The organism is Kitasatospora sp. NPDC058063, from assembly GCF_042885395.1.
Taxonomy (GTDB): domain Bacteria; phylum Actinomycetota; class Actinomycetes; order Streptomycetales; family Streptomycetaceae; genus Kitasatospora; species Kitasatospora lactacystinica.
Map to the genome: position 1 here is coordinate 170,179 of NZ_JBHVSD010000017.1, position 21,610 is coordinate 191,788.

At 74.0% G+C, this 21,610-nt stretch carries 17 protein-coding genes; 5 read left to right on the plus strand and 12 right to left on the minus strand.

The window, feature by feature from the left end; translation table 11 throughout:
* Positions 1–173: 173 nt before the first annotated feature.
* From ACFVUY_RS27550 to ACFVUY_RS27560, 3 genes are all read right to left on the minus strand, one after another.
* A complete protein-coding gene (locus ACFVUY_RS27550) occupies positions 174–1,043 on the minus strand; it encodes an acyl-CoA thioesterase (RefSeq protein ID WP_387693596.1) in 870 nt (289 codons plus the stop codon).
* A 140-nt stretch (positions 1,044–1,183) separates the two neighbouring features.
* Complete coding sequence (locus ACFVUY_RS27555) at positions 1,184–1,873, minus strand: alpha-ketoglutarate-dependent dioxygenase AlkB family protein (protein WP_387734318.1); 690 nt, start codon at positions 1,871–1,873, stop codon at positions 1,184–1,186.
* A 319-nt stretch (positions 1,874–2,192) separates the two neighbouring features.
* Positions 2,193–2,993: a transglycosylase family protein gene (locus ACFVUY_RS27560; protein WP_387693595.1), complete on the minus strand. Its 801-nt coding sequence runs from the start codon at positions 2,991–2,993 to the stop codon at positions 2,193–2,195.
* Between the two features lie 590 nt (positions 2,994–3,583).
* On the opposite strand from ACFVUY_RS27560, the gene ACFVUY_RS27565 reads away from it, so the two are divergent.
* Together ACFVUY_RS27565 and ACFVUY_RS27570 are read left to right on the plus strand one after the other, a co-directional pair.
* On the plus strand, positions 3,584–4,453 hold the full coding sequence (locus tag ACFVUY_RS27565; protein ID WP_387734283.1) for a hypothetical protein: 870 nt from the start codon (positions 3,584–3,586) through the stop codon (positions 4,451–4,453).
* A gap of 264 nt (positions 4,454–4,717) precedes the next feature.
* Positions 4,718–5,596 (plus strand): hypothetical protein, encoded by an 879-nt coding sequence (locus ACFVUY_RS27570; RefSeq protein ID WP_387734285.1) that lies wholly within the window; start codon positions 4,718–4,720, stop codon positions 5,594–5,596.
* A gap of 223 nt (positions 5,597–5,819) precedes the next feature.
* Here ACFVUY_RS27570 and der read toward each other — a convergent pair whose 3' ends face one another.
* The 3 genes from der to ACFVUY_RS27585 form a co-directional block, all read right to left on the minus strand.
* A complete protein-coding gene (gene der / locus ACFVUY_RS27575; protein ID WP_387693592.1) occupies positions 5,820–7,274 on the minus strand; it encodes a ribosome biogenesis GTPase Der in 1,455 nt (484 codons plus the stop codon).
* A 176-nt stretch (positions 7,275–7,450) separates the two neighbouring features.
* On the minus strand, positions 7,451–8,164 hold the full coding sequence (gene cmk / locus ACFVUY_RS27580; RefSeq protein ID WP_359899216.1) for a (d)CMP kinase: 714 nt from the start codon (positions 8,162–8,164) through the stop codon (positions 7,451–7,453).
* 342 nt (positions 8,165–8,506) lie between these two features.
* Positions 8,507–9,592 (minus strand): prephenate dehydrogenase, encoded by a 1,086-nt coding sequence (locus tag ACFVUY_RS27585; RefSeq protein WP_380546829.1) that lies wholly within the window; start codon positions 9,590–9,592, stop codon positions 8,507–8,509.
* Positions 9,593–9,975: 383 nt separating this feature from the next.
* Between ACFVUY_RS27585 and ACFVUY_RS27590 the strand changes: the two genes are divergently transcribed.
* From ACFVUY_RS27590 to ACFVUY_RS27600, 3 genes are all read left to right on the plus strand, one after another.
* Positions 9,976–12,252, plus strand: coding sequence for a DUF4139 domain-containing protein (locus ACFVUY_RS27590; protein WP_387734287.1), 2,277 nt, complete (start codon positions 9,976–9,978; stop codon positions 12,250–12,252).
* A gap of 3 nt (positions 12,253–12,255) precedes the next feature.
* Positions 12,256–13,803: a mucoidy inhibitor MuiA family protein gene (locus tag ACFVUY_RS27595; RefSeq protein ID WP_387734289.1), complete on the plus strand. Its 1,548-nt coding sequence runs from the start codon at positions 12,256–12,258 to the stop codon at positions 13,801–13,803.
* A gap of 84 nt (positions 13,804–13,887) precedes the next feature.
* Positions 13,888–14,250, plus strand: a complete 363-nt coding sequence (locus ACFVUY_RS27600) for a DUF952 domain-containing protein (RefSeq protein WP_387693588.1) — start codon at positions 13,888–13,890, stop codon at positions 14,248–14,250.
* 268 nt (positions 14,251–14,518) lie between these two features.
* On the opposite strand, the gene ACFVUY_RS27605 is transcribed toward ACFVUY_RS27600, so the two are convergent.
* From ACFVUY_RS27605 to ACFVUY_RS27630, 6 genes are all read right to left on the minus strand, one after another.
* On the minus strand, positions 14,519–15,526 hold the full coding sequence (locus ACFVUY_RS27605) for a helix-turn-helix domain-containing protein (protein WP_387693587.1): 1,008 nt from the start codon (positions 15,524–15,526) through the stop codon (positions 14,519–14,521).
* A 340-nt stretch (positions 15,527–15,866) separates the two neighbouring features.
* Positions 15,867–17,162 (minus strand): pseudouridine synthase, encoded by a 1,296-nt coding sequence (locus ACFVUY_RS27610; protein ID WP_387734292.1) that lies wholly within the window; start codon positions 17,160–17,162, stop codon positions 15,867–15,869.
* A 62-nt stretch (positions 17,163–17,224) separates the two neighbouring features.
* A complete protein-coding gene (locus tag ACFVUY_RS27615) occupies positions 17,225–17,818 on the minus strand; it encodes an SMC-Scp complex subunit ScpB (protein WP_387734320.1) in 594 nt (197 codons plus the stop codon).
* Positions 17,819–18,204: 386 nt separating this feature from the next.
* A complete protein-coding gene (locus ACFVUY_RS27620) occupies positions 18,205–19,110 on the minus strand; it encodes a segregation and condensation protein A (protein ID WP_387734294.1) in 906 nt (301 codons plus the stop codon).
* A 582-nt stretch (positions 19,111–19,692) separates the two neighbouring features.
* Entirely contained in the window at positions 19,693–20,277 is a 585-nt protein-coding gene (locus ACFVUY_RS27625; protein WP_387734297.1) for a hypothetical protein, read from the minus strand.
* Between the two features lie 41 nt (positions 20,278–20,318).
* The gene (locus tag ACFVUY_RS27630) at positions 20,319–21,386 is read right to left on the minus strand and encodes a ParA family protein (RefSeq protein ID WP_030245868.1); all 1,068 of its coding nucleotides are present in this window, start codon (positions 21,384–21,386) and stop codon (positions 20,319–20,321) included.
* Between the last annotated feature and the right edge of the window lie 224 nt (positions 21,387–21,610).

Sequence of the window (21,610 nt, forward strand, 5' to 3'; positions counted from 1 at the left end):
TCGCGGACGGCCCGCCGTTCGGGCCGCCCCTCTCGGTCATCCACAACACCGTCCGATCGGACGGATCATTCCTGCCGGCCCGGAACCGCCGAAACCGCAACACGGCGGCAACGCGCCGACACGCGGCACAACACGGGGCACGGAACCGGCCGCACACATCGCCTACCGGTCACCTACCCGTCGCGGCGCTTCAGCGGACGGAACAGTCCCTCCTGCATCACGGAGACCACCAGCCGGCCGTGCCGGTCGAAGATCTGGCCGCGCGCGAGGCCGCGCGCGCCGTGCGCGATCGGGGACTCCTGCTGGTACAGCAGCCAGTCGTCCGTCCGGAACGGCTGGTGGAACCACATCGCGTGGTCGAGCGAGGCCATGTCGAAGTTCCGCTCGCCCCACAACGGCTCGACCGGGGCACGGACGGCGTCCAGCAGCGTCATGTCGCTGGCGTAGGTGAGGGCGCAGACGTGGATCAGGGGGTCGTCCGGCAGTCGGCCGTTGGTGCGCAGCCAGACGCCGCTGCGCGCCTCGACGCCCTCCAGCTCCTCCTCGGTCCAGCGCAGCCGGTCGACGTAGCGGATGTCGAAGGGCTGGCGGCGACTGATGAACGGGGGCAGCTCGCCGAGCCGGGATCCGACCTCGTCCAGGGCGCTGGGCAGGTCCTCGGGGGCGGCGACGGCCGGCATCGGGTACTGGTGGTCGATGCCGCCCTCCTCGGGTCTGTGGAAGTCGGCGGTGAGCGCGAAGATCGACCGGCCGCCCTGGATGCCGAGCACCCGGCGGGTGGTGAAGGAGCGGCCGTCGCGGATCCGGTCGACCTGGTAGACGATCGGCACGCCGGGGACTCCGGGGCGCAGGAAGTAGGCGTGCAGCGAGTGGACCGGGCGCGCGTCGTCCACCGTGCGCCCCGCCGCGACCAGTGCCTGCCCGGCGACCTGGCCGCCGAACGTCCGTTGCAGCGCCTCCTCGGGACTGCGCCCACGAAAGATGTTGAGTTCGATCTGCTCAAGGTCGAGCAGATCGACCAGGTCGTCGACGGGGGTACCCATGCGCACGCTTCCTCTCCGGACTCCGAATGCATTCTCCAGCTCACTCGAATTCTCCGGCGACCCGGGTCATTCCCGCGCAGCAGTCCGGAACCCCCGGTTCACTCGAACGAGTAGACGAGCGACGGCCCCGCCTCCCGGGGCTACTCCCCCAGTCCCGACTCCCGGACCGTGATGTTGAGCCGCCCGACCAGCCCCAGCGCCGGATCGGCCGTCCCCGGCAGCGTCCGCACCACCCCGTGGTACGCGAACCGGGCCGGACCGCCGAACACCAGCAAGTCCCCGCTGCGCAGTTCCAGGTCGGTCCACGGACGGGTCCTGGTTTCGGCGTTCCCGAGCCGGAAGACGCAGCCGTCGCCCAGCGAGAACGAGACCACCGGCGCGTCCGCCCGCTCGTCGCGGTCCTGGTGGAGCCCCATCTTCGCGCCCTGCGCGTAGTGGTTGACGATCGCGATGTCCGGCTCGTACGACGCCGCGCCCGCGATCTCCCCCAGGGCTGCCCCGTACGCCTCGGCGACGGCCCTGCGGGCCAACTCCCCGAGCAGCGGCGGGAACGGCTTGACGGGCGCACCGTCCTCGGCGACCCGCCGGTACCCGTACGGGTACCAGTGCAGGCCGAGGCTCACCATCCGGACGGACATCATCCCGCCGGTGGGCATCCGCACGGCGTGCAGGCCGGCCGGCGGGCGGGCCCACTCCCGGCAGGCGGCGACCAGGCGTTGCTGAGCGCCGAGGTCCAGCCAGTCGGGCAGCAGGACGGCGCCGGGGGCCGGTTCGGAGCGCTCGCGCCCGTCCGGGCACCCACCCGGGTCGCCGAACAGCTCACCCTGGATCACCCCACCATCCTCCCGCACCGCGCCGGCCCACGAACGCCGACGGCCGCTCCCCCGGTCGGCGGGAAGAACCCGCGGGACGGAGAAGCGGCCGTGGAAGCCGTGCACATCGACACATCGGTACGTCAGCACATCCGTACATCGGTACGTCAGCACGTCCCTATGCCCGGATGCCCGTACGTCGGCACATCGGCACGTCGGTACATCAGTTCGTCAGCACCTCGACAGGTCGGCGCATCGCCGCCCGGTCGGGCACCGGCGCCGTGAAGCCCGCCAGCCGATGCCGGCTGCGCACGGGACCTCAGCGCTCGGGGAGACCTCAGATGCTGAGGGTCTGGCCCGGGAGGATCAGGTCCGGGTTGCCACCGATGACCTTGGCGTTGTTCTGGTACAGGTCGTGCCAGTCCAGGCCCTGCGCGGCGGCGATGGAGCTCAGGGTGTCACCGGCCTTGACGGTGTAGTCGCCCTTGGCGGCCGGCTTGGCGTCGTTCGAGCGGTTCCAGGACTTGGCGCCCTGGTCGGCCTTCGGCGCGGACTTCTGGGCGTCGGCCTTCGGGGCGGCAGCCTTCGGCGCGACGGCGTCGGTCTTCGGCGCGGCCTGGGCCTTGGGGGCGGCCTTCGGGGCCTCGGCCGGCTTGGCGGCGGCCTTCGGGGTCTGCGCCGGCTTGGCGGCGGTCGAGCCGGAGGTGGAGCCCGCCGAGGTGTCGACGGCGGCCGGGGCGCCGCCCTTGGTCAGACCGGCCTTGACGGAGCAGACGGGCCAGGCGCCCGGGCCCTGCGAGGCGAGGACCTTCTCGGCGACGGCGATCTGCTGGGCCTTGGTGGCCTGGTTGGCCTGCGGGGCGTAGGCGGTGCCACCGAAGGCGGCCCAGGTGCTGGAGGTGAACTGCAGACCGCCGTAGAAACCGTTGCCGGTGTTGATGGCCCAGTTGCCGCCGCTCTCGCACTGGGCGACGGCGTCCCAGGTGGAGACGGAGGCGGCGGAGGCCGAGGTGGCCGTGACGAGGCCGGCCACCGGCAGGGCCGCGACAGCGGCGCCCGCCACGACCGCCATCCGAACGCGGTTGCGCTTGGTGACGGTGGAGGTGGTGGCAGCGGCGGTCTCGTTACGGAAGGTCATGGGGTTCCTCTCGACAGCCCCGGGCGGACATGCGGAACCAGGCCCCGGAAGGGGCCTCGTTCGCTTGCCGCGTCCGTCGGACGGCCGTGCACGTGTCGGACGTGCCGCTGCCGCCCCGGCCACCCAGCCGCTCGCCGACGACCTGTTCGAGCGATCGCGTCGGCGGGCACCTGCCGCACCCGGCGGACCGGGGGGCTGTGCGTCGGGGGTGAACCCGGGTGGCGCTCGTTGCGCCGACCAAGAAGCTACGAGCCGGTCGACAAGGAAGCCAAAACTTCAACGATTTGCCCAGCTCAGCCTGGGGTTACCGATGGTAACGACCATGCAATCGTGACCGAAATGTCCGCTTTGGCCATTGATTCCTAGATCAAACATCAGTGCGGCGTGACCCACCTCACTGTTTGATTCCGGCAGTCCAGGCACCGACATCGACAGATTGCGACCACGAGAACACGCCACGCGGTCGGATCAGACGCAATTCCCGTCAGCCTCGACGGGCACCCGTGACGCCTGACACAAGGGCCCGTTGGGCATGGCGACCTCCCTGTGTCCGCTCCGAACCCCCATCCGCACCCATCCGAGGAGACCCTGTGCCGCGCATGCTCGACGTCAGCGACGAGGTCCGGTCCGAGATCGGCGACGACGAGGCCGACCGCCTGCTAGGCGGTGACCGCGCCCCCGACGGCTACGAGTGCACCTCCTGCCGGACCCCCGGCGACACGCACGTGGAGCCCACCAGCACCGTGCTGTTCGTCGGCGAGGAGACCGCCGTCCTCGCCTTCGCGCACGCCCGCTGCATCCCTTCCCAGGTGGTCCCGGTCTCCGAGGAGCAGCTGGTCGGCGCCGTCCGCAGCATCAGCCAGTCCCAGCACGGCGGCCCGGACCTGGCCGTCCCCGCCCCCGCACCAGTCCCCACCTCCGCCCCAGCCCCCGCCCCGGCCGCGGCCGTGCCCGGCGGAGCCGCCCCGACCCAGCCGGCCGCGCCCGGCCAGGCCGCCATCCTCGGCATCACCTGCGGGCTGGTGCTGCACGGCAAGGTCGGGCACGCCTCGCTGGTGGTCGAGCCGACCGGGCCGGTCGGCCGCCCCGGCAGCACCTCGGGCGAGGACGAGTTCCTCGACCTGCTCCACGACGCCGGCTTCCAGCCCGTCACCGACCTGGACGAGACCCCGGACCAGCTGCCCGGCTGGTCCGTCCTGGTCGCGATGGGCAAGCTGCACGCGGTCCTCCAACCCGCCGCGGCCGGCGGCAGCACCGGGTGGTGGCAGGCGCACCAGCCGCTCCAGGTCACCGACGCCTGGCGGATGGCCGCGAACCAGCTGTCCGAGGTGACGATGTACGCCGTGCCGGCCGGCATGGTCGGGCGCCAGCCCCGCGAGGACCTGCTGCGCCAGGCACTGGAGCGGGCGGTGGCACTGGGCCAGGTGGTCGCCGCCTCCCTCCCGCTCGCCGGCACCTGATCCGTCCCGGCGCCCCGTCCCGCCCGGTCCCGCCCCGTACCCGCCGGAAGGCGGCCTCCTCCCCCATGGCCGTCTTCCGGCGGGCGGGCGCGCCCAGCGCCCCAACGCCCCGATACGCCCAACACCCCGGCGCACCGCCCGGCCCGTACCCCGGCGCCCCAGCACTCCGCCCGGCGCGCCCTACCCCTCCACGCTCCGGCGTGTGGGCGCACCCACACCCCGGCGCCCCGCATCCCCCCGCCCCTCTCACTCGTTGGCTCCTACGTGTACAGCTACGACGTCTCCGCAGCCCCCGGCCGGTCCGCCACCGCCTCGCGCTCGATCCCGGGCATGCGCCCGTCGTACGACGCCGAGCACCCGCACTCCGCCACGCCGATCTACGACGAGCTGTACTCCGAGTACCGGCGCCTCTTCCGTGCCCTGCCCGGCGACCGCTCGGGGGAGGAGGACCTGAAGTTCACCGGCTTCGCGGTCCGCGACAGCTACCCGGTCCTCGGCGAGCAGCGCCCGTACCCGCCCCAGCAGCAGGCCTTCCACACCCTCGCGGGCCAGGCGCCGGGGCTCCCCCAGTTCATGCCGAGCTCCCAGCACCACGGGTCCGGTCCGACCGGCGGCCACCAGCACGGACATGCCGGTGCCCAGCAACACGGCCACAGCGGCACCCACACCGGCGCCCACACCGGCAGTCACCACGGAAGTCACACCGGTGATCACAACGGCGCGCACACCGCCGGAAGCCACGTCGGCGGCCACACCGGCGCCCACGCCGCAAGCCTCACCGCCGGCCGTCACCACGGCCACCCCGGCAGTCACTCCAGCAGCCACCCCGAGCCCACCGCCACCACCCCCACACCCGCCGGAGACGGCCCGGGCCACGCCACCGCAGCCCCGCCCCAGGAGCAACCCGCCCTCCCCGCCGCCCAGTTCACCAACGGTCAGGGCTGGGTCGCGGCCGGCTATCTGGGCTCGTCCCCGCACCCCACGCCGATGCCGATGCCGGTCCCCGCACCCCAGCCTCCGGCACCGCCCGCGCCCTCCCCGGTGATGGGTACGGTCTCCGGCCTCGCCCCCACCCGGTCCACCGGCGGCCGCCACCGCCAGATGCTCTCGCTGCCCCCTGGTCCCACGGTCGACCACCGCTGACGCCCGCCGGGCCCCGAGCGGCACCGAGCGGATCCGAGCGGGGCCCCAGGCCGAGCCCGGCTGCACCAGGCCGAACCGGATCGGCTCAGGTCGGGACGAGCCAGGACGGGCCGGACCAGGCCGGACGCGCCCGCGCCCCGAAAACGCCGGAGGGCCCCGCCACCACTGCGGCGAGGCCCTCCGGCCGTCGGTCGGCGGACCGACCACTCCTTGCTACCTACTACTACTTCTTCTTGCGCTTCTCCCGGACCCGCACCGAGATCGAGATCGGCGTCCCCACGAACCCGAACTCCTCACGCAGGCGGCGCTCGATGAAGCGCCGGTAACCGGCCTCCAGGAAGCCCGAGGCGAACAGCACGAAGCGCGGCGGACGGATGCCGGCCTGGGTGCCGAACAGGATGCGCGGCTGCTTGCCGCCGCGGATCGGGTGCGGGTGGGCGGCGACCAGCTCGCCGAGGAAGGCGTTCAGTCGCGCGGTCGGGATGCGGGTCTCCCAGCCCTCCAGCGCGCTCTCGACCGCCGGGACGAGCTTCTCCATGTGCCGACCGGTCTTGGCCGAGACGTTGACCCGCGGGGCCCACTGCACCTGGACGAGGTCGCGCTCGATCTCGCGCTCCAGGTAGTAGCGGCGCTCCTCGTCCAGCTGGTCCCACTTGTTGTAGGCGATGACGACGGCGCGCCCGGCCTCGACGGCCATCGAGATGATCCGGGTGTCCTGCTCGGCGAGGGTCTCGCTGGCGTCGATCAGGACGACCGCGACCTCGGCCTTCTCCAGCGCGGAGGAGGTGCGCAGCGAGGCGTAGAAGTCGGCGCCGGCGGTCAGGTGGACCCGGCGGCGGATGCCGGCGGTGTCCACGAACTTCCAGGTCTTGCCGCCGAGCTCGATCATCTCGTCGACCGGGTCACGGGTGGTGCCGGCCAGCTCGTTGACGACGACGCGCTCCTCGCCGGCGACCTTGTTCAGCAGGCTGGACTTGCCGACGTTGGGCCGGCCGATCAGCGCGATGCGGCGCGGGCCGCCGGGGGCGGCGTCGCCGAAGGTCTGCGGCGGGGCCTCGGGCAGCGCGTCCATGACGGCGTCCAGCAGGTCGCCGGAGCCGCGGCCGTGCAGGGCCGAGACCGGGAACGGCTCGCCCAGGCCGAGCGACCAGAGGTAGGCGGCCTCGGCCTCGGTGGAGGGGCCGTCGACCTTGTTGGCGCACAGGACGGTCGGCTTGCCCGCCCGGCGGATGAGCTTGATCAGGGCCTCGTCGGTGTCGGTGGCGCCGACGGTGGCGTCCACCACGAACAGCACCGCGTCGGCCTGCTCGATGCCCAGCTCGGCCTGGGCGGCCACCATGGCGTCGATGCCGAGGACGTCGATCTCCCAGCCGCCGGTGTCGACCACCTTGAAGCGGCGGCCGTTCCAGCTGGCCTCGTAGGTGACCCGGTCGCGGGTGACGCCAGGCTTGTCCTCGACGACGGCCTCGCGGCGGCCGATGATGCGGTTCACCAGGGTCGACTTGCCGACATTCGGGCGGCCGACGACGGCCAGCACCGGCAGCCGGACGTGCTCGGCACCGTCCACGGCGTCGAAGCCGTCGAGGTCGAAGCCCTCTTCGGCGGCGAGTGCCATGAACTCGGCGTAGTCGGCGGCGTCCAGCTCACCGGGGCCGGTGGCGGCGTGCTCTGCGGTCATGTTCGTCTGTTCCGTTTCCCGGCCCGGCCCTTCCCAGGGGCGTGCCGTGCGTACCTGCCCCGCTCGGGGCAGCGCGATGGTTGTCTCCGCGGCACCTCGACGGCCCGCGGTTCACTTCGGTCGTTGGTCGGCCCGAGTGTGCTCGGACCGGTCCTGATCGGACCGGCGGCCGCCGGTCAGACCGCGGACAGTCCGGCCCGCTCCTCCACCAGTCCGGCGATCCGGTCGATCACCTGCTCCAGGGTGAGGTCGCTGGTGTCGACCAGGACCGCGTCCGCGGCCTGGGCCAGCGGGGCCGTCTTCCGGGAGGAGTCGGCGGCGTCGCGGCGGGCGAGGTCGGCGGCCATCGCGGTGATGGTCGCCTCCTCCACGCCCTTGGCGCGCAGCTCGGCCGCCCGGCGCGCGGCCCGGGCCTGCTCGGAGGCGGTCAGGAAGACCTTGACGGTGGCGTCCGGGAACACCACGGTGCCCATGTCCCGGCCCTCGGCGACGATGCCGCGCTCGGCGACCTCGGCGCAGCCGCGCTGCAGTTCCACCAGCCGGGACCGTACGGCGGGGACCGCGGACACGGCGCTGACCTTGGCGGTCACCTCGGGGCCGCGGATCGGGCCCGACACGTCCTGGCCGTCCACCGTGATGGTGGGGCCGTCGGCGTCGGTGCCCGAGACGATCACCGGCTTGCCGCACGCGACGGCCACCGCCTCCGGGTCGTCGACGTCGACCTCGTTGGCCAGCATCCACCAGGTCATCGCCCGGTACATGGCGCCGGTGTCCAGGAAGCTCAGGCCCAGCCGGGCGGCGACCGCCCGAGAGACGGTCGACTTGCCGGAGCCGGAGGGTCCGTCGATGGCGACGACGACCGGGGCGTGCGCTCGGTCGGCAGTGTCCACGGGGCGAACCTCTCTCGAAGCATGGGAGCCGGAGCCTGGGCAGGCGGACGGCCGGGGATTGTCTCCCTCAAGGTTAATGGACCGCCGCCGTGACACTCTCCGCCGCTGTCCGGCCCGACCGGTCGAGACGGACCGGGCGGCGTGAACCGGGTCGGCGTGAACCGGTCGGCCTCGGCCGGTCTCCACGGATTGGTCGGTAAAGACTAGTCGATACCGACCGGTCGACTCGGACCGGTCGAACTCCCAGCATGCCGGTACGCCGGTACCCCGTGTACTGGTTGTACTGGTACAGCAGGTACACCCGGTACACCGGGCACAGGCCGGGCCGCTCGCCGGGGAACGTCAGTCCCGGACGCTCCAGCCGCTCGCCCGCAGCGCCTTGGTCAGCCGCTTCACCGCCGTCGGCGCGACCGACAGCTGGACGAAGCCGACCTGCTGCCCGGTCGAGTGCTCGATGACGACGTCCTCGATGTTGACCCCGGCGTCGCCGACCTCCCCGAACAGCCGGCCCAGCTCGCCCGGCTGGTCGCCCAGCACGACCGCCACGGTCTCGTACCGGGTGGGCGGCGCCCCGTGCTTGCCGGGGATCCGGGCCTGACCGGTGTTGCCGCGCCGCATGACGGCCTCGATCCCGGCCGCTCCGGCCTGGCGCTCGTCCTCCTCGACGGCTTCCATGGCGCGCAGCGCGGTGACCGTCTCGGCGAGGTCGCGGGCGACCCCCTCCAGGACGTCGGCGACCGCGCCCGCGTTGGCGGAGAGGATGTCGACCCACATGCCGGGGTTGGAGGCGGCGATCCTGGTGACGTCGCGCACGCCCTGACCGGACAGCCTTATGGCGGTCTCGTCGGCGTTCTCCAGCCGGGCCGCGACCAGCGAGGAGACCAGCTGCGGGGCGTGCGAGACCAGGGCGACCGCCCGGTCGTGCTCGGCGGCGTCCATCACGATCGGCACCGCGCCGCAGAGCGCGACCAGCTCCAGCGCGGCGTTGAGCGTCTCGGTGTCGGTGTCCGCGGTCGGGGTGAGCACCCAGGGGCGGCCCTCGAAGATGTCGGCGCGGGCGGCCAGCGGGCCGGACCTCTCACGGCCGGCCATCGGGTGACTACCGATGTAGTGGACGGTGTCGCAGCCGAGCTCGGCGATCTCGCCGCTCGGGCCGGCCTTCACACTGGCGACGTCGGTGTACCAGTGCGCCAGGTTGCGGCGCTGGCAGTCGGCGAGCACCTTGCCGACCAGCGCGGGCGGGACGGCGATGATCGCCAGGTCCACCGGGCCGTCGACCGGGTCGGTGATGCCCGCGCCGAGCGACTCGGCGGTACGGGCCGCGTCCGGGTCGGCGTCCTCCAGATGGACGGTCAGCCCGCGAGCGGTCAGCGCGAGCGCGGCGGAGGTGCCGATCAGTCCGGTGCCGACGACGACGGCAGTGCGCATGGCGGGTCGCTCTCCTCATCACGAATCTCGACAGGTGCCGGGACCGTTCGGGAGCACCCGCGCCCCATCCTCCCTCATCCACCCCGCCGAAGTCCCCACCCACTGCCCGGCAACCCGAACGGCAGCCCCGGCAGCTTCCGGCACCGGCAACCGCCACGAACCCGCCCCCGTCCCACACAGTGCGCACGTCGGACCCGGAAATCCTGCGACGCCCGCCCCGAAGCGGGGCAGACTGGCCGCCCGGAGGAAGGCACCGGCTGCACGGAACCTGGGCAACGCAGAAGAAACGGACCGGCAGCGGAACACCGCACGACGAGCACCGCACCGCCGACGCCACGCGGCGGGGGAACACCTCGGGGAACACGCGAACGAAGGGGTTGCGCATGGACGATCAGCACAACGGCCGGAGCGGGCAGTCGAAACCGCCGGCCGTACCGGCCCACCCGTCGGTCCTGGACTCCGTCGTGGTGTACGCCGAAGGCGCGGTGTGCCGCCGACGGGCCACCGTCCCGGTCCCGCCCGGGGGACGGCTGCGGCTGACCGGTCTGCCCGCCGCCCTGGACGGCCGCTCGCTGCGCGCCCGGGTGCTCTCCGGACCGGCCGGCACCGCCGTCACCGAGGCCCGGCTCGAACTGCTCGCCGAACTCCGCGAGCCGGATGAACTCCCGGACCTGAAGCGGGCGCTGGACGAGGTCACCGAGCGCCGCAGCGCGCTCGCCGAGCGCCACCGGCTGGTCCTGGCCTCGATCGCCGAGACCGCCGCACTGCGCGCCGTCCCGCCGCAGCGCCGACGCGACGAGCCGCTGCGCCGCACGCCCGCCGACGCGTGGCTGGAGCTCGCCGACTTCGTCGACGAGCGGCTGGCCCGGCTCCAGGAGCGCGCCGAGCAGCTCACCCGGGAGCTGGAACTCACCGATCACGAGCTCGACTTGGCCGCCGACCGGCTGGAACGGGCGTCCACCGCCGACCGGGCCGAGCCGATCGGCACCAGCACCACCGTCCTGCTCACTCTCACCACTCCCGGCACCACCCCGAGCGCCACCACGGGCACCGCCGCCCTCACCACCCCCGGCGCCACCGAGGACACCGCCCCCGGCGGTGACCACCTCGACCTGGAACTGGAACTGGAGTACGGGGTCCCCGCCGCCCGCTGGGTGCCCGCCTACCGGTTGTCCTACCGGACCGGCTCCGACACCGCCCACCTGGTCCTGCGCGCCGCCGTCGCCCAGCGCACCGGCGAGGACTGGACGGGCGTGCGCCTCGCCCTGTCCACCGCCGACCTCGACCGCCGCACCGACCTGCCCCGGCTCGCCTCGCTGCGGATCGGACGCAGCCAGCCCGCCCCACCACCCTCCGGCTGGCGCGAGCCCCCGGCCGGCCTGACCGACCTCTTCACCGGCTACGACGCGGCCGACGCCGACCGCCCCGCCCCGCACCACCGGCCCCACCTCACCGCATCCCGCCCGATCGGCGCCCCCGCCCCGACGCCCGTCTCCGCCGTCCCTGCCACCCGCTCCGCCCGTCTCCGCGGCGGCGCACGTCCGGGCGGCCCCCGGGCCGAGGCCTTCGGGGCCGACGAGCAGATCGCCCCCGCGGCCGGCCCGTACGGCGGCGGCCTGCTGAGCGCCGACGAGCCGATGCCCCCTCCCCCGGGCAGCCCCGGTGGCTTCGCCGGCTACGGCGCCCCGCCGCCGCTCCTTTCCCCGGCCCCGGTCGCCGCCTACGCACCGCTGCCGCAGGCTCCGGGCGGCCTCCCGCCCGGGGAGGCCCGCCGCCGTGTCGGCCACGCCGCCCCACCGCCTCCTCCGCCCGGCCTCGCCCCGGACGCCACTCTGCTCGACTACCCCGACCTCGTCCTGGCCGGCCCGGAGGAATCCCCCGCCCGGCGCGGCACCCTGCACGCCCGCCCCGAACGGATCGAGCGCGAGGAGCAGGCCTGGCCCCTGCCCGGCGGCAGCGGTACCACGCAGCTGCGCACCCTCGCCCTGCCCCGGCACGCCGTCCCGCCCCGCGAGTCGGCCGGCTCCTTCGACCACCGCTTCGACGCCGCCGCCCCCGCCGACATCCCGTCCGACGGCACCTGGCACACCGTCACCGTCGGCGAGATCCCCCTCGCCGTCCGACCCGAGTACGTCACCGTCCCCGCCGTCGAGGAGAAGGTGTACGCGACCCTGGTGCTCGCCAACCGCACCGACCAGGCCGTCCTGGCCGGCCCGGCCGAGGTCACCGTGGACGACGAGTTCCTGCTCACCGCCGCCCTGCCCACCCTGGCGCCCGGCGGCACCCGGCGGCTGGGCATCGGCGTCGCCGAGAGCATCGAGGTGGCGCGCCGCACCGAGCTGCACGAGTCCACCACCGGCATGCTGAAGGGCAACAGCACCGTCCTCGACCACCGGGTGCACGTCCGGCTGGCCAACCGGCTCGCACGCGCCGTCACGGTGGAGGTCCGCGAGCGGGTGCCGGTCACCTCCGACGGCGAGATCCGGATCGAGGAGCGGGCCGACTGGCACGCCCCGACCGTCTCCGCACCGGACTGCCCGCCCAGCACCCGGCTCTGGCGCGTCGACCTGCCGCCGGGCGGGCGCACCGAGCTGGACGGCGGCTACCTGATCAAGATCCCGGCCGGAAAGGCCATCGTCGGCGGAAACCGGAGGAACTGAGCGATGACCGTCGAGACCCTTCCCCTCCCCGTCACCGCCGTGACCTGCCTGGAGGACCGCAGCCAGGTCGAGCGCACCACGACGGTCGGGCTCGCCGCGGGCGTGCAGCGGCTGCGCCTCGGCCCGCTCACCGCCCTCGCCGTCGACCGCACCCTGCGCGCCGAATCCGCCACCGACGGCGTCCGGGTGCTGGACGCCCGGCTGGTGCGCGACTGGACCCCGCGCGCCCCGCTGCCGCCCGGCCCGGAGGACTCCGAACTGCGCCACCGGCTGCACCGGCTGGACGTCGAGACGCGCCTGGCCGACCAGACCCGGGCCCGGTTGGAGGCCCGACTGGCACTGCTCGCCCAGCTCTCCGCCGACCTGCTGCGCGAGATCGGCGAAGGCGCCGGGCTCGGCGAGCTCGAACCCAACCGCTGGGCCCGGGAGCTCGGCCGGGTGGACACCGAACGCGAGCGCTACGGCGAGGACCTGCGCGCCACCCACTCCCGGCTGCGCCGCCTGGAGCAGGAACGCTCACAGGCCCTGACCGCACTGGACCAGGCGGAGGAGGACCCGGCCGAGCTGACCGCCCACCTGGAGCTCACCGTCGAGGCGGCGCAGCCCGGCCCCGCCGAGCTGACCGTCTCCCACCTGGTGCCCTGTGCGCTGTGGCGGCCCTCCTACCGGGCGACCCTGGACGGCGCCGACCTGCGCCTGGAGTCGGAGGCGGTGGTCTGGCAGCGCACCGGCGAGGACTGGACGAACGCCCGGCTCACCTTCTCCACCGCCCGCTCCGCCCTCGCCACCGCCCCGCCCGCGGTCGCCGAGGACGTCGTGGTGCTGCGCGAGCGCACCGACGAGGAGCGCCGCACGGTCGAGGTCGAGCTGCGCGAGGAGGCGGTCGCCACCCTGGGCGCGGACTCCCGGGTTCCGGGCGTGGACGACGGCGGCGAGGTCCGGGTGCTGCCCGCCCCCGCCCCCGCGACCGTGCCCTCCGACGGCCGCGCCCACCGGGTGCCGCTGGGTGCCTCCACCGGGCCGGCGAGCAGCGAGTACGCCTGCGCCCCGGAACTGTCCCCGCTGGTCACCCAGGTGGTCCGGTTCCGCAACACGGCCGGGCACCCGCTGCTGTCCGGCCCGGTCGAGCTGGTCCGCGGCAGCGGCTTCACCGGCCGCGGCGAGCTCCGCTTCACCGCCGCCGGCGCCGAGGCCGAACTGTCCTTCGGCAGCTCGGACGGCTACCGGGTGGTCCGGGAGACCGAGGAGCGCCAGGCCACCGCCGGCCTCACTGGCCGCCAGACCACCACCCGGACGGTCCGGCTGCACCTGTCCCGCTTCTCCGGCCCGGAGGAACGCGACGAGCGGATCGTCACGGTGCGCGAGCGGGTCCCGGTCAGCGAGGTGTCGGCGGTCGAGGTACGGCTGCGCAAGGAGGAGTGCGCCTCGGCGCCGGATTCCTTCGACACCGAGGGCATCGTCCGGTGGGACGTCCCACTCGCCCCGGGCGCCCGGCGCACCCTCACCCTGGTGTACGAGGTGTCCGCGTCCGCCAAGGTGGCCGGACTCTGACCGCTGCGGTCGGCACGGCGGACACCGCCGTGCCGATGACGGCCGCTCAGGACCAAACCGGAGACAACGGGTAGAAAAGGAAGCATGATCCTCCACCTTGCTCCCCTGGACGACTGGCTGGCCGACCCCGGCCGCCCGTACGCCACCGCGTCGCTGCTCACCGACGGGTTCATCCACTGCTCGGCGGACGAGCAGACGGCGCTCGCGGTGGCCAACGCCTTCTTCGCCGACACCCCCGAACCGCTGATGGTGCTGCTGATCGAGGAATCGCTGGTGGAGCCGATGGTGAAGTGGGAGGCCCCGCACGGCGCCCCGCCACCAGGGGCCACCCCCGGTGTGCTGTTCCCGCACATCTACGGGCGGCTGAACCGCACCGCCGTGGTCGGCCTGGAGAAGGTCGAGCGCGGCCCGGACGGCCGCTGGGCCGCACTCAGCCCCTGGAGCTGACGGGGCACGACCGGGGAAAGTTATGACAATTCCCGGGGTTCACGCGAGTCTCGGGGTTCACGCCGCTCCGGGGGTTCACGCGAGTCCCGGGGTTCACGCGGTTCCGAGGAGCGGGCAGCTCCCCCGCTCCCCGCCGTTCCCGCGGACCACAAGGAACTCATGAAACACGCTGAGCACGCGGAGCACGCGAAATGTCATAACAATGCGAATGGCCACGACTCCACGGACCATCGCGCCGTCACGACACCAAGAATTGTCACAACATTCCCTACAGCCACCCCCGCTCCCTGGCCGCCATCCCGGCCTGGAAGCGGGTGGTGGCGCCCAGCGAGCGCATCAGGCTCTGGAGGCGGCGCTGGGTGGTCCGGGCGCTCCAGCCGAGCGAACGGGCGATCGACTCGTCGGTGAGCCCGGCCGCCAGCAGGCCCAGCAGCTTGCGGTGGTCGGCTTCCGGTCCCGACGCGCCGTCCTCCGATCCGGCGTCCGCCTGCAACCGCACGGCCCGCTCCCACTCCGCCTCGAAGAGCGTGTCCAGCGCCTGGAGCAGCGCCGAGGGGTGGATCACGTACGCGGCGTCCAGCACGCTGTCACCGACGCTGATCGGAATGATGGCCATCCGGTCGTCCGAGATGATCATCTTCATCGGTAGCGCCGGCCGGACCCGCGCCTCCTCGCCGTCCTCGACCCCGGCCAGGATGTTCTTCTCCAGCCGCCCCGGCCAGGCCACCGCCTCCCGGTCGTAGATCGTCCGGAACTTCACACCCTCGCGCAGCCGCCGCCGCTGCAGGGGCATCGGCGCCACCGGGTCCTGGATGTACGGCGGACGGTCGAAGCCGCGCACCTGGTACTGGCTGGTCTCGGTGATGTGCTCCAGCCGCTGGGCGATCGCCTCGCCGCCCGTCAGCACCTCCACCGAGTGCGCCGGGTCGGTGTACCGCGAGGCCTCCCGGAAGGCGTCCATCAGCCGGTGCATCTCGGCCCGGGCGTAGCGGAGCTCCGACTCCCGGTGCCCGATCAGCGTGCCGATCGCGACGTCCGGCGGGACCGGCAGGTAGCGGTGCCGGTCCACCGGCGCCCGGGTGGCCATGCCCTGCTGCGCCAACCGGTCCAGTGCGCGCACGCTCTGCTGGAACGTCAGCCCGCAGCTCTCCGCCAGCTCCTCCGCCGTGGACTGCGGGTTGGCCACCAGTGCCGCGTAGACCTGCCCGTCCGGCTCCGCCAGTCCCAGCGCGCCGAGGGCCTGTCCGCCGGCCCGTCCCAGTGCTGCATCGGACACGACGCCCTCTCCCCCTGCTCGCCCGTTCCCGTTGGCTCGTTCCCGCCCCGACCCGCGCGCCCCGTGCTGGCGCAGTCCCGCCACGCCGCGGCGTGGTGCGCCGGTGGCCATCCTCGGCCACGGATCATGACGCTGACAAGGCCGTGACCAGCGGTTGCGTCCCGGCTCACACCACTCGTCCGGAACGTGGACGTCCGCAGCGCCCACCCGCACACACCCCACACGTGGACACTCGCACATCGACACCCGCGCGCCCCGGCCCGGCATCCCCCGGGAACGCCGGAGCCCCCGGCCGCAGCAGGTGCGGCCGGGGGCTCCGGCAGAGCGGACGGGGACGGGCCTACAGGCCGACCTCGCGCATCAGCTGGCCGACCTCCGGGTTGGTCAGACGGCGCAGCCAGCCCGACTTCTGGTCGCCCAGGGCGATCGGGCCGAAGTGGGTGCGCACCAGCTTCTCGACCGGGAAGCCGGCCTCGGCCAGCATCCGGCGGACGATGTGCTTGCGGCCCTCGTGCAGGGTCACCTCGACCAGGTAGTTCTTGCCGACGTTGGAGATCACCTTGAAGCTGTCGGCGCGCGCGTAGCCGTCCTCCAGCTCCACGCCCTGGGCCAGCTGCTTGCCCAGGTCGCGCGGGATCGGGCCCTGGATCGCGGCCAGGTAGGTCTTGGTCACGCCATAGCGCGGGTGGGTGAGACGGTGGGCCAGCTCGCCGTGGTTGGTGAGCAGGATGATGCCCTCGGTCTCGGTGTCCAGGCGGCCGACGTGGAACAGCCGGGTCTCCCGGTTGGTCACGTAGTCGCCCAGGCACTGGCGGCCGTCCGGGTCCTCCATGGTGGAGACCACGCCGGCCGGCTTGTTCAGCGCGAAGAACAGGTAGGACTGGGTGGCGACGGTCAGGCCGTCCACCTTGATCTCGTCCTTCTGGGGGTCGACCCGTTTGCCCTGCTCGGTGACGCGCTTGCCGTTGACCTCGACCCGGCCCTGCTCGATCAGTTCCTCGCAGGCGCGGCGGCTGCCGATGCCGGCCCGGGCCAGCACCTTCTGCAGGCGCTCGCCCTCGGGCTCGCCGAAGGTCTTGGGGAGCTTGACGGCCGGCTTGTCGTGCCGGGCGAGGACGGCGTCCTCGATCTTGGCCTGCAGCTCGCGCGAGCGCTGCGGCTGACGGCGCGGGTCGCCCGGGGCGCCCTGGCCCTCACGGCGCGGGCGCGGGGCCGGGCCGGGGCGCCGGCCGGTGTAGCCGCCGCGGGCCGGGGTGGCGTTGGGGCCGCCGCCGTACTCGGGGCGGTCGTACTTGCGCTCCTCGGGCCGCAGCGGGCGGTCCGGGTAGCGGCGGTCGTCACGCCGGTCGTCCCGGCGGCCCTCGCGCCGGTCGTCACGACCGTACGAGCCGCCGCGCGAGCCCGACCCCGAAGCGGAGCCGCCCCGGCCACCGCCGCCGTACGAGCCCGACCCCGAGCCGGAGCCGCCGCGGCCACCACCGCCACCGCCGCCGTACGAACCCCCGCGCGCGCCCGAGCCGCCGCCGCGGCTGCTGCTGCCGCCGCCGCCGTAGGAGCTGCCGCCCCGGCCCCCGCCCTGCCCGCCGCGACCGCTCCCGCCGCCGCTGCTGTTCCTGCCGTTGCCACTGCTACGCATCAAAGTGTCCGTACGTCGTTCCGTCTGGGATGTGCGGTCGTTTCGGCCGACCTCACCGCCCCCTACCGATCGGGCCCGGCCCGATCGGCCTCGCCACTGCCGTCCGCGGCCTGCGCGGCAGCGGCGGCGACCGCCTCCGCGATCATCGTGCCCTCCAGGGACTCCGCTTCCACGTCGTCGACCTCGGGCAGGAAGGGAGCAAGCTCCGGCAGCTCGTCCAGGCCGCGGAGCCCCATCCGTTCCAGGAAGTAGTTCGTCGTCCGATACAGGATCGCACCTGTTTCGGGCTCGGATCCGGCCTCTTCCGCCAGTCCTCGCTGTACCAGGGTACGCATCACGCCGTCACAGTTCACACCGCGGACGGCGGAAACCCGCGATCTGGACACCGGCTGCCGGTAGGCGACCACCGCCAGGGTCTCCAGCGCGGCCTGGCTGAGCCGGGCCTGCTGGCCGTCCAGGAGGAAGCGGTCGACGGCCGCGGAACAGGTGTCCCGGCTGTAGAACCGCCAGCCGCCCGCGACCAGCCGCAGGTCGAAACCGCGGCCCTGGGCCGTGTACTCGGCGGACAGCTCGCGCAGCGCGGCCGCCACCTCGGTCCGGGACCGCTCCAGCACCCCTGCCAGCCGCTCCTCCGCCACTGGCTCGTCGACGACCATCAGGACGGCCTCCAGCTCGGCCCTCAGCCCGGCGTCGGCGGCCCCTTCGGCACCGGAAGTCGGCTGGGCCGACTTCTGACGCACGAGACGGGCCTCCACCACCGCCCCGTCCCCCGCCGACACCTCGGGTACCACGGGCCCAGTGGGCTCCACCGGCTCGGCCCGCTCCCCGGACTCCACCAGCCCGACCGGCGCCACACGCTCGACCGGCTCGACACCCTCGACCCGCTCGGTGCGCTGCACGGGCTCCGCGGGTTCCACCGGCCGGACCGGGTCCACCGGCTCCGGCAACAGCTCGAAGGCCGGTTCCAGCCACTCCTCGGCCCGCGGCTGCCCGGGCAGCCCCAGCGGGCGCCGCACCGGCCGCCCGTTCTCGTTCCCGCCACTCATCGCCGCTCGCCCTCCTCGCCCTCGCCGCTCTCGCCGACCCCGCCGCCCTCGCCGCCCTCGCCGCCCTCGCCCGCCGGCCGGTCGAACTCGTCCGTGACCTCGACCGCCACCCGGCCCTCCTCGGCCACCCAGCGCACCACCAGTTCGCCGAGCGCCTCCGGCTGCTCGAAGGCGAGCACCCGCTCCCGGTACAGCTCCAGCAGCGCCAGGAACCGGGCGACCACCACCAGGTCGTCCGGCGCGTCCTCGACCAGCCGCTGGAACGAGGCCTCGCCCAGCTCGGTGAGCAGCCCCACCACCAGGGAGGCCTGCTCGCGCACGCTCACCGGCGGGGTGTGGATGTGGTCCACGTAGACGACCGGCGCGGGCCTGGGCGCCATCGCCTTGGCCGCCAGCTCGGCGAGCCGCTGGGGCCCGACGCCGATGACGACCTCCGGCAGCAGCTCCGCGTGCCGGGGCTCCAGGGCGGCGCTCCTGGGCCGACGCAGCAGCTCGGCCGCCCAGCGTTCGCCGAACAGCGCGGCCGCCCGCTTGTACGCCCGGTACTGGAGCAGCCGTGCGAACAGCAGGTCCCGGGCCTCCAGCAGGGCCAGGTCCGCCTCGTCCTCGACCTCCGCCACGGGCAGCAGCCGGGCCGCCTTGAGGTCGAGCAGGGTGGCGGCCACCACCAGGAACTCGGTCGCCGCGTCCAGGTCCCAGTCCGGCCCCATCGCCCGGATGTACGCCATGAACTCGTCCGTGACGGTGGCCAGCGCCACCTCGGTGACGTCCAGCTTGTGCTTGGCGATCAGGCTGAGCAGCAGGTCGAAGGGGCCCTCGAAGTTGTCCAGCCGGACCCGGAAACCTCCCCGCGACTCGTTCTCGGCCGCGCTCACGGCAGTGGCGGTGGCCGTCGCGCTCACGGCAGCAGCAGCAGTAGCGGTCGCGCTCGCGACGGCCGCGGCCGGTGGCTCGGAGGTTCCGGAGGCTTCAGCAACTTCGGCGGTTTCAGCGACTTCAGCGGTTTCGGCGGTACTGGACATGGCGGTCCATCTTCACCCGCCCCCTCCCCCGGCCTCGCCCCAGGGCCATCGACACGCCGTTCCACCGGGCCCCGGACCAGCCTCCGCCCGCCTTCCGCCCACTTCCCACGAGGCCTCCGCCCGGCGCACCCGGGCCCGTACGAGGCCCTCGACGCGGCAGCCGACCCGTGGACCGACCCCGGATCCCCGGGAACGCCCCTCCGAAGCCCGACACGGTCCTCGGGCGCCGGGACCCCGCCCCGGCCCCACCCCGCGCCCCTCGGCGCCTTCCCGGCGCCCCGCGCCCCCTCCGACGCCCGCGTGCCCGCGCGCCTCCGGCGCCGCGCCACCCGCCCGGCGGCCTCCCCACGCCGGGCCCGCGGCCCTCGACACCCGGCGGTACCGACCGCCCCCACGAAGCCGGCGGTACGGACCGCCCCCCTCGACGCCCGGCGCCAACGGCCGGCCGCCCTTCCGCGCCGCCTACCGGCCGCGCAGGCGCCGAACCAGGATCGAGGCCTCGCCGCGCTGCTCCAGGTCCGCCAGGACGACCGCGATGGCCTCCCGGACGATCCGCCCGCGGTCCACGGCCAGGCCGTGCTCGCCGCGCAGCACCAGCCGGGTGTGCTCCAGGTCCATGAGCTCCTCGGCGGACACGTACACCGTGATCTTCTCGTCGTGCCGCTCGCGCCCGCTGGGCCGGCGCGGCGCGCGGCCGCGCGGCCGGGCACGTCCGGCGGCACCGGGCTGCTCCTCGGCGGCGCCCTGGTGCGTCCGGGCCGCCGGGGCGGAACCGGCTCCGCGGCCGCCCTGGACGGTCTTCCCGGCCCCGGCTGTGCCTGCGGCCACGGGCCCGACGGTCGCGCCGGAGCGCTGGACGGGCGGCTGCGCGGGCGCCGGCACCGAGGCGGGCGCCTGCTGCCCCGGCGTCACCTGCCGGTCGTCCTGGACGCCCTGGGCGGATTCGGTGCCCTCGGCGCCGTCCGGCTGGCCGTTGACGGTCCGCGCGGTCTCCGGTCTGGCTGCCTCGGCGGCCGGACGCGGCGCGAGGGAGGGCGACAGCGCCATCCCTCCCGTGGTCCGGAACAGCTCGTCGGCACCCGGGAGACTCACTCGGCGGGGCGGCACCGGTCGAGCACCTCCCTGGCGAGCTGGCGGTAGGCGGCGGCACCGACCGAGTTGGTCGCGTACGTCGTGATGGGCTCGCCGGCGACGGTGGTCTCCGGGAAGCGCACGGTCCGCCCGATGACGGTGTGGAAGACGTGCTCGCCGAACGCCTCGACGACGCGCGCCAGCACCTCGCGGCTGTGCACGGTGCGCGAGTCGTACATGGTGGCCAGGATGCCGTCCAGGCGCAGCTCGGGGTTGAGCCGCTCGCACACCTTCTCGATGGTCTCGGTCAGCAGCGCGACACCGCGCAGCGCGAAGAACTCGCACTCCAGCGGGACGATCACGCTGTGAGCGGCCGTCAACGCATTGACCGTCAGCAGGCCCAGCGAGGGCTGGCAGTCGATGATGACGTAGTCGTAGTCGGGCAGCAGCGGCTTCAGGGCGCGCGCCAGCGCGGACTCCCGGGCCACCTCGCTGACCAGCTGCACCTCGGCGGCGGAGAGGTCGATGTTGGAGGGCAGCAGGTCCATTCCCGGGACCGCCGTCTTCAGCAGCACTTCATCGGCCGTCAGGCCCCGCTCCATGAGCAGGTTGTAGACGGTGACGTCGAGCTCCATCGGGTTGACGCCGAGGCCGACCGAGAGCGCGCCCTGCGGGTCGAAGTCGACGAGCAGCACCCGGCGGCCGTACTCGGCCAGCGCCGCGCCCAGGTTGATGGTCGACGTGGTCTTGCCGACGCCGCCCTTCTGGTTGCACATGGCGATGATCTGGGCGGGGCCGTGCTCGGCGACCGGCGCGGGAATCGGGAAGTACGGCAGCGGACGGCCGGTGGGGCCGACCCGCTCGCGGCGCTGCCGCGCGGCGTCGGGGGCCAGCGTGGCGGCGTACTCCGGGTCCGGCTCGTACTCGGCGTCCGGGTCGTCGTAGGCGCCGTAGGCGAACTCGCCGTAGGCCAGGCCGTAGGCCGCCAAGTCGGCGTCGTGATCGGTCACCGTGGTCACCTGTGCTGTGTTCTGGCGTGCTTCGAAAGTACGGAGTGCGACCGAGCCGACCTCGGCCGAGCCCACGGAGGGCTGCCGGGCCCCGGACTCCTCACTCGGCTGGCCGGCGGTGAGCTCCGCCAGTCCTGGCTGACCACCCCCGGGAGCAATTGTCGACTCATTCACAAGTCGTCTTACCTCCTTGGGTCATCCAGGACTCTATGTCGATTCGTCAGCGTGGCAGCATGCCGACGGTTTGCGACTCTAGGCCGTTCAAGGCGTTCGCAGCAACACAATCCACGGTAGTGGGC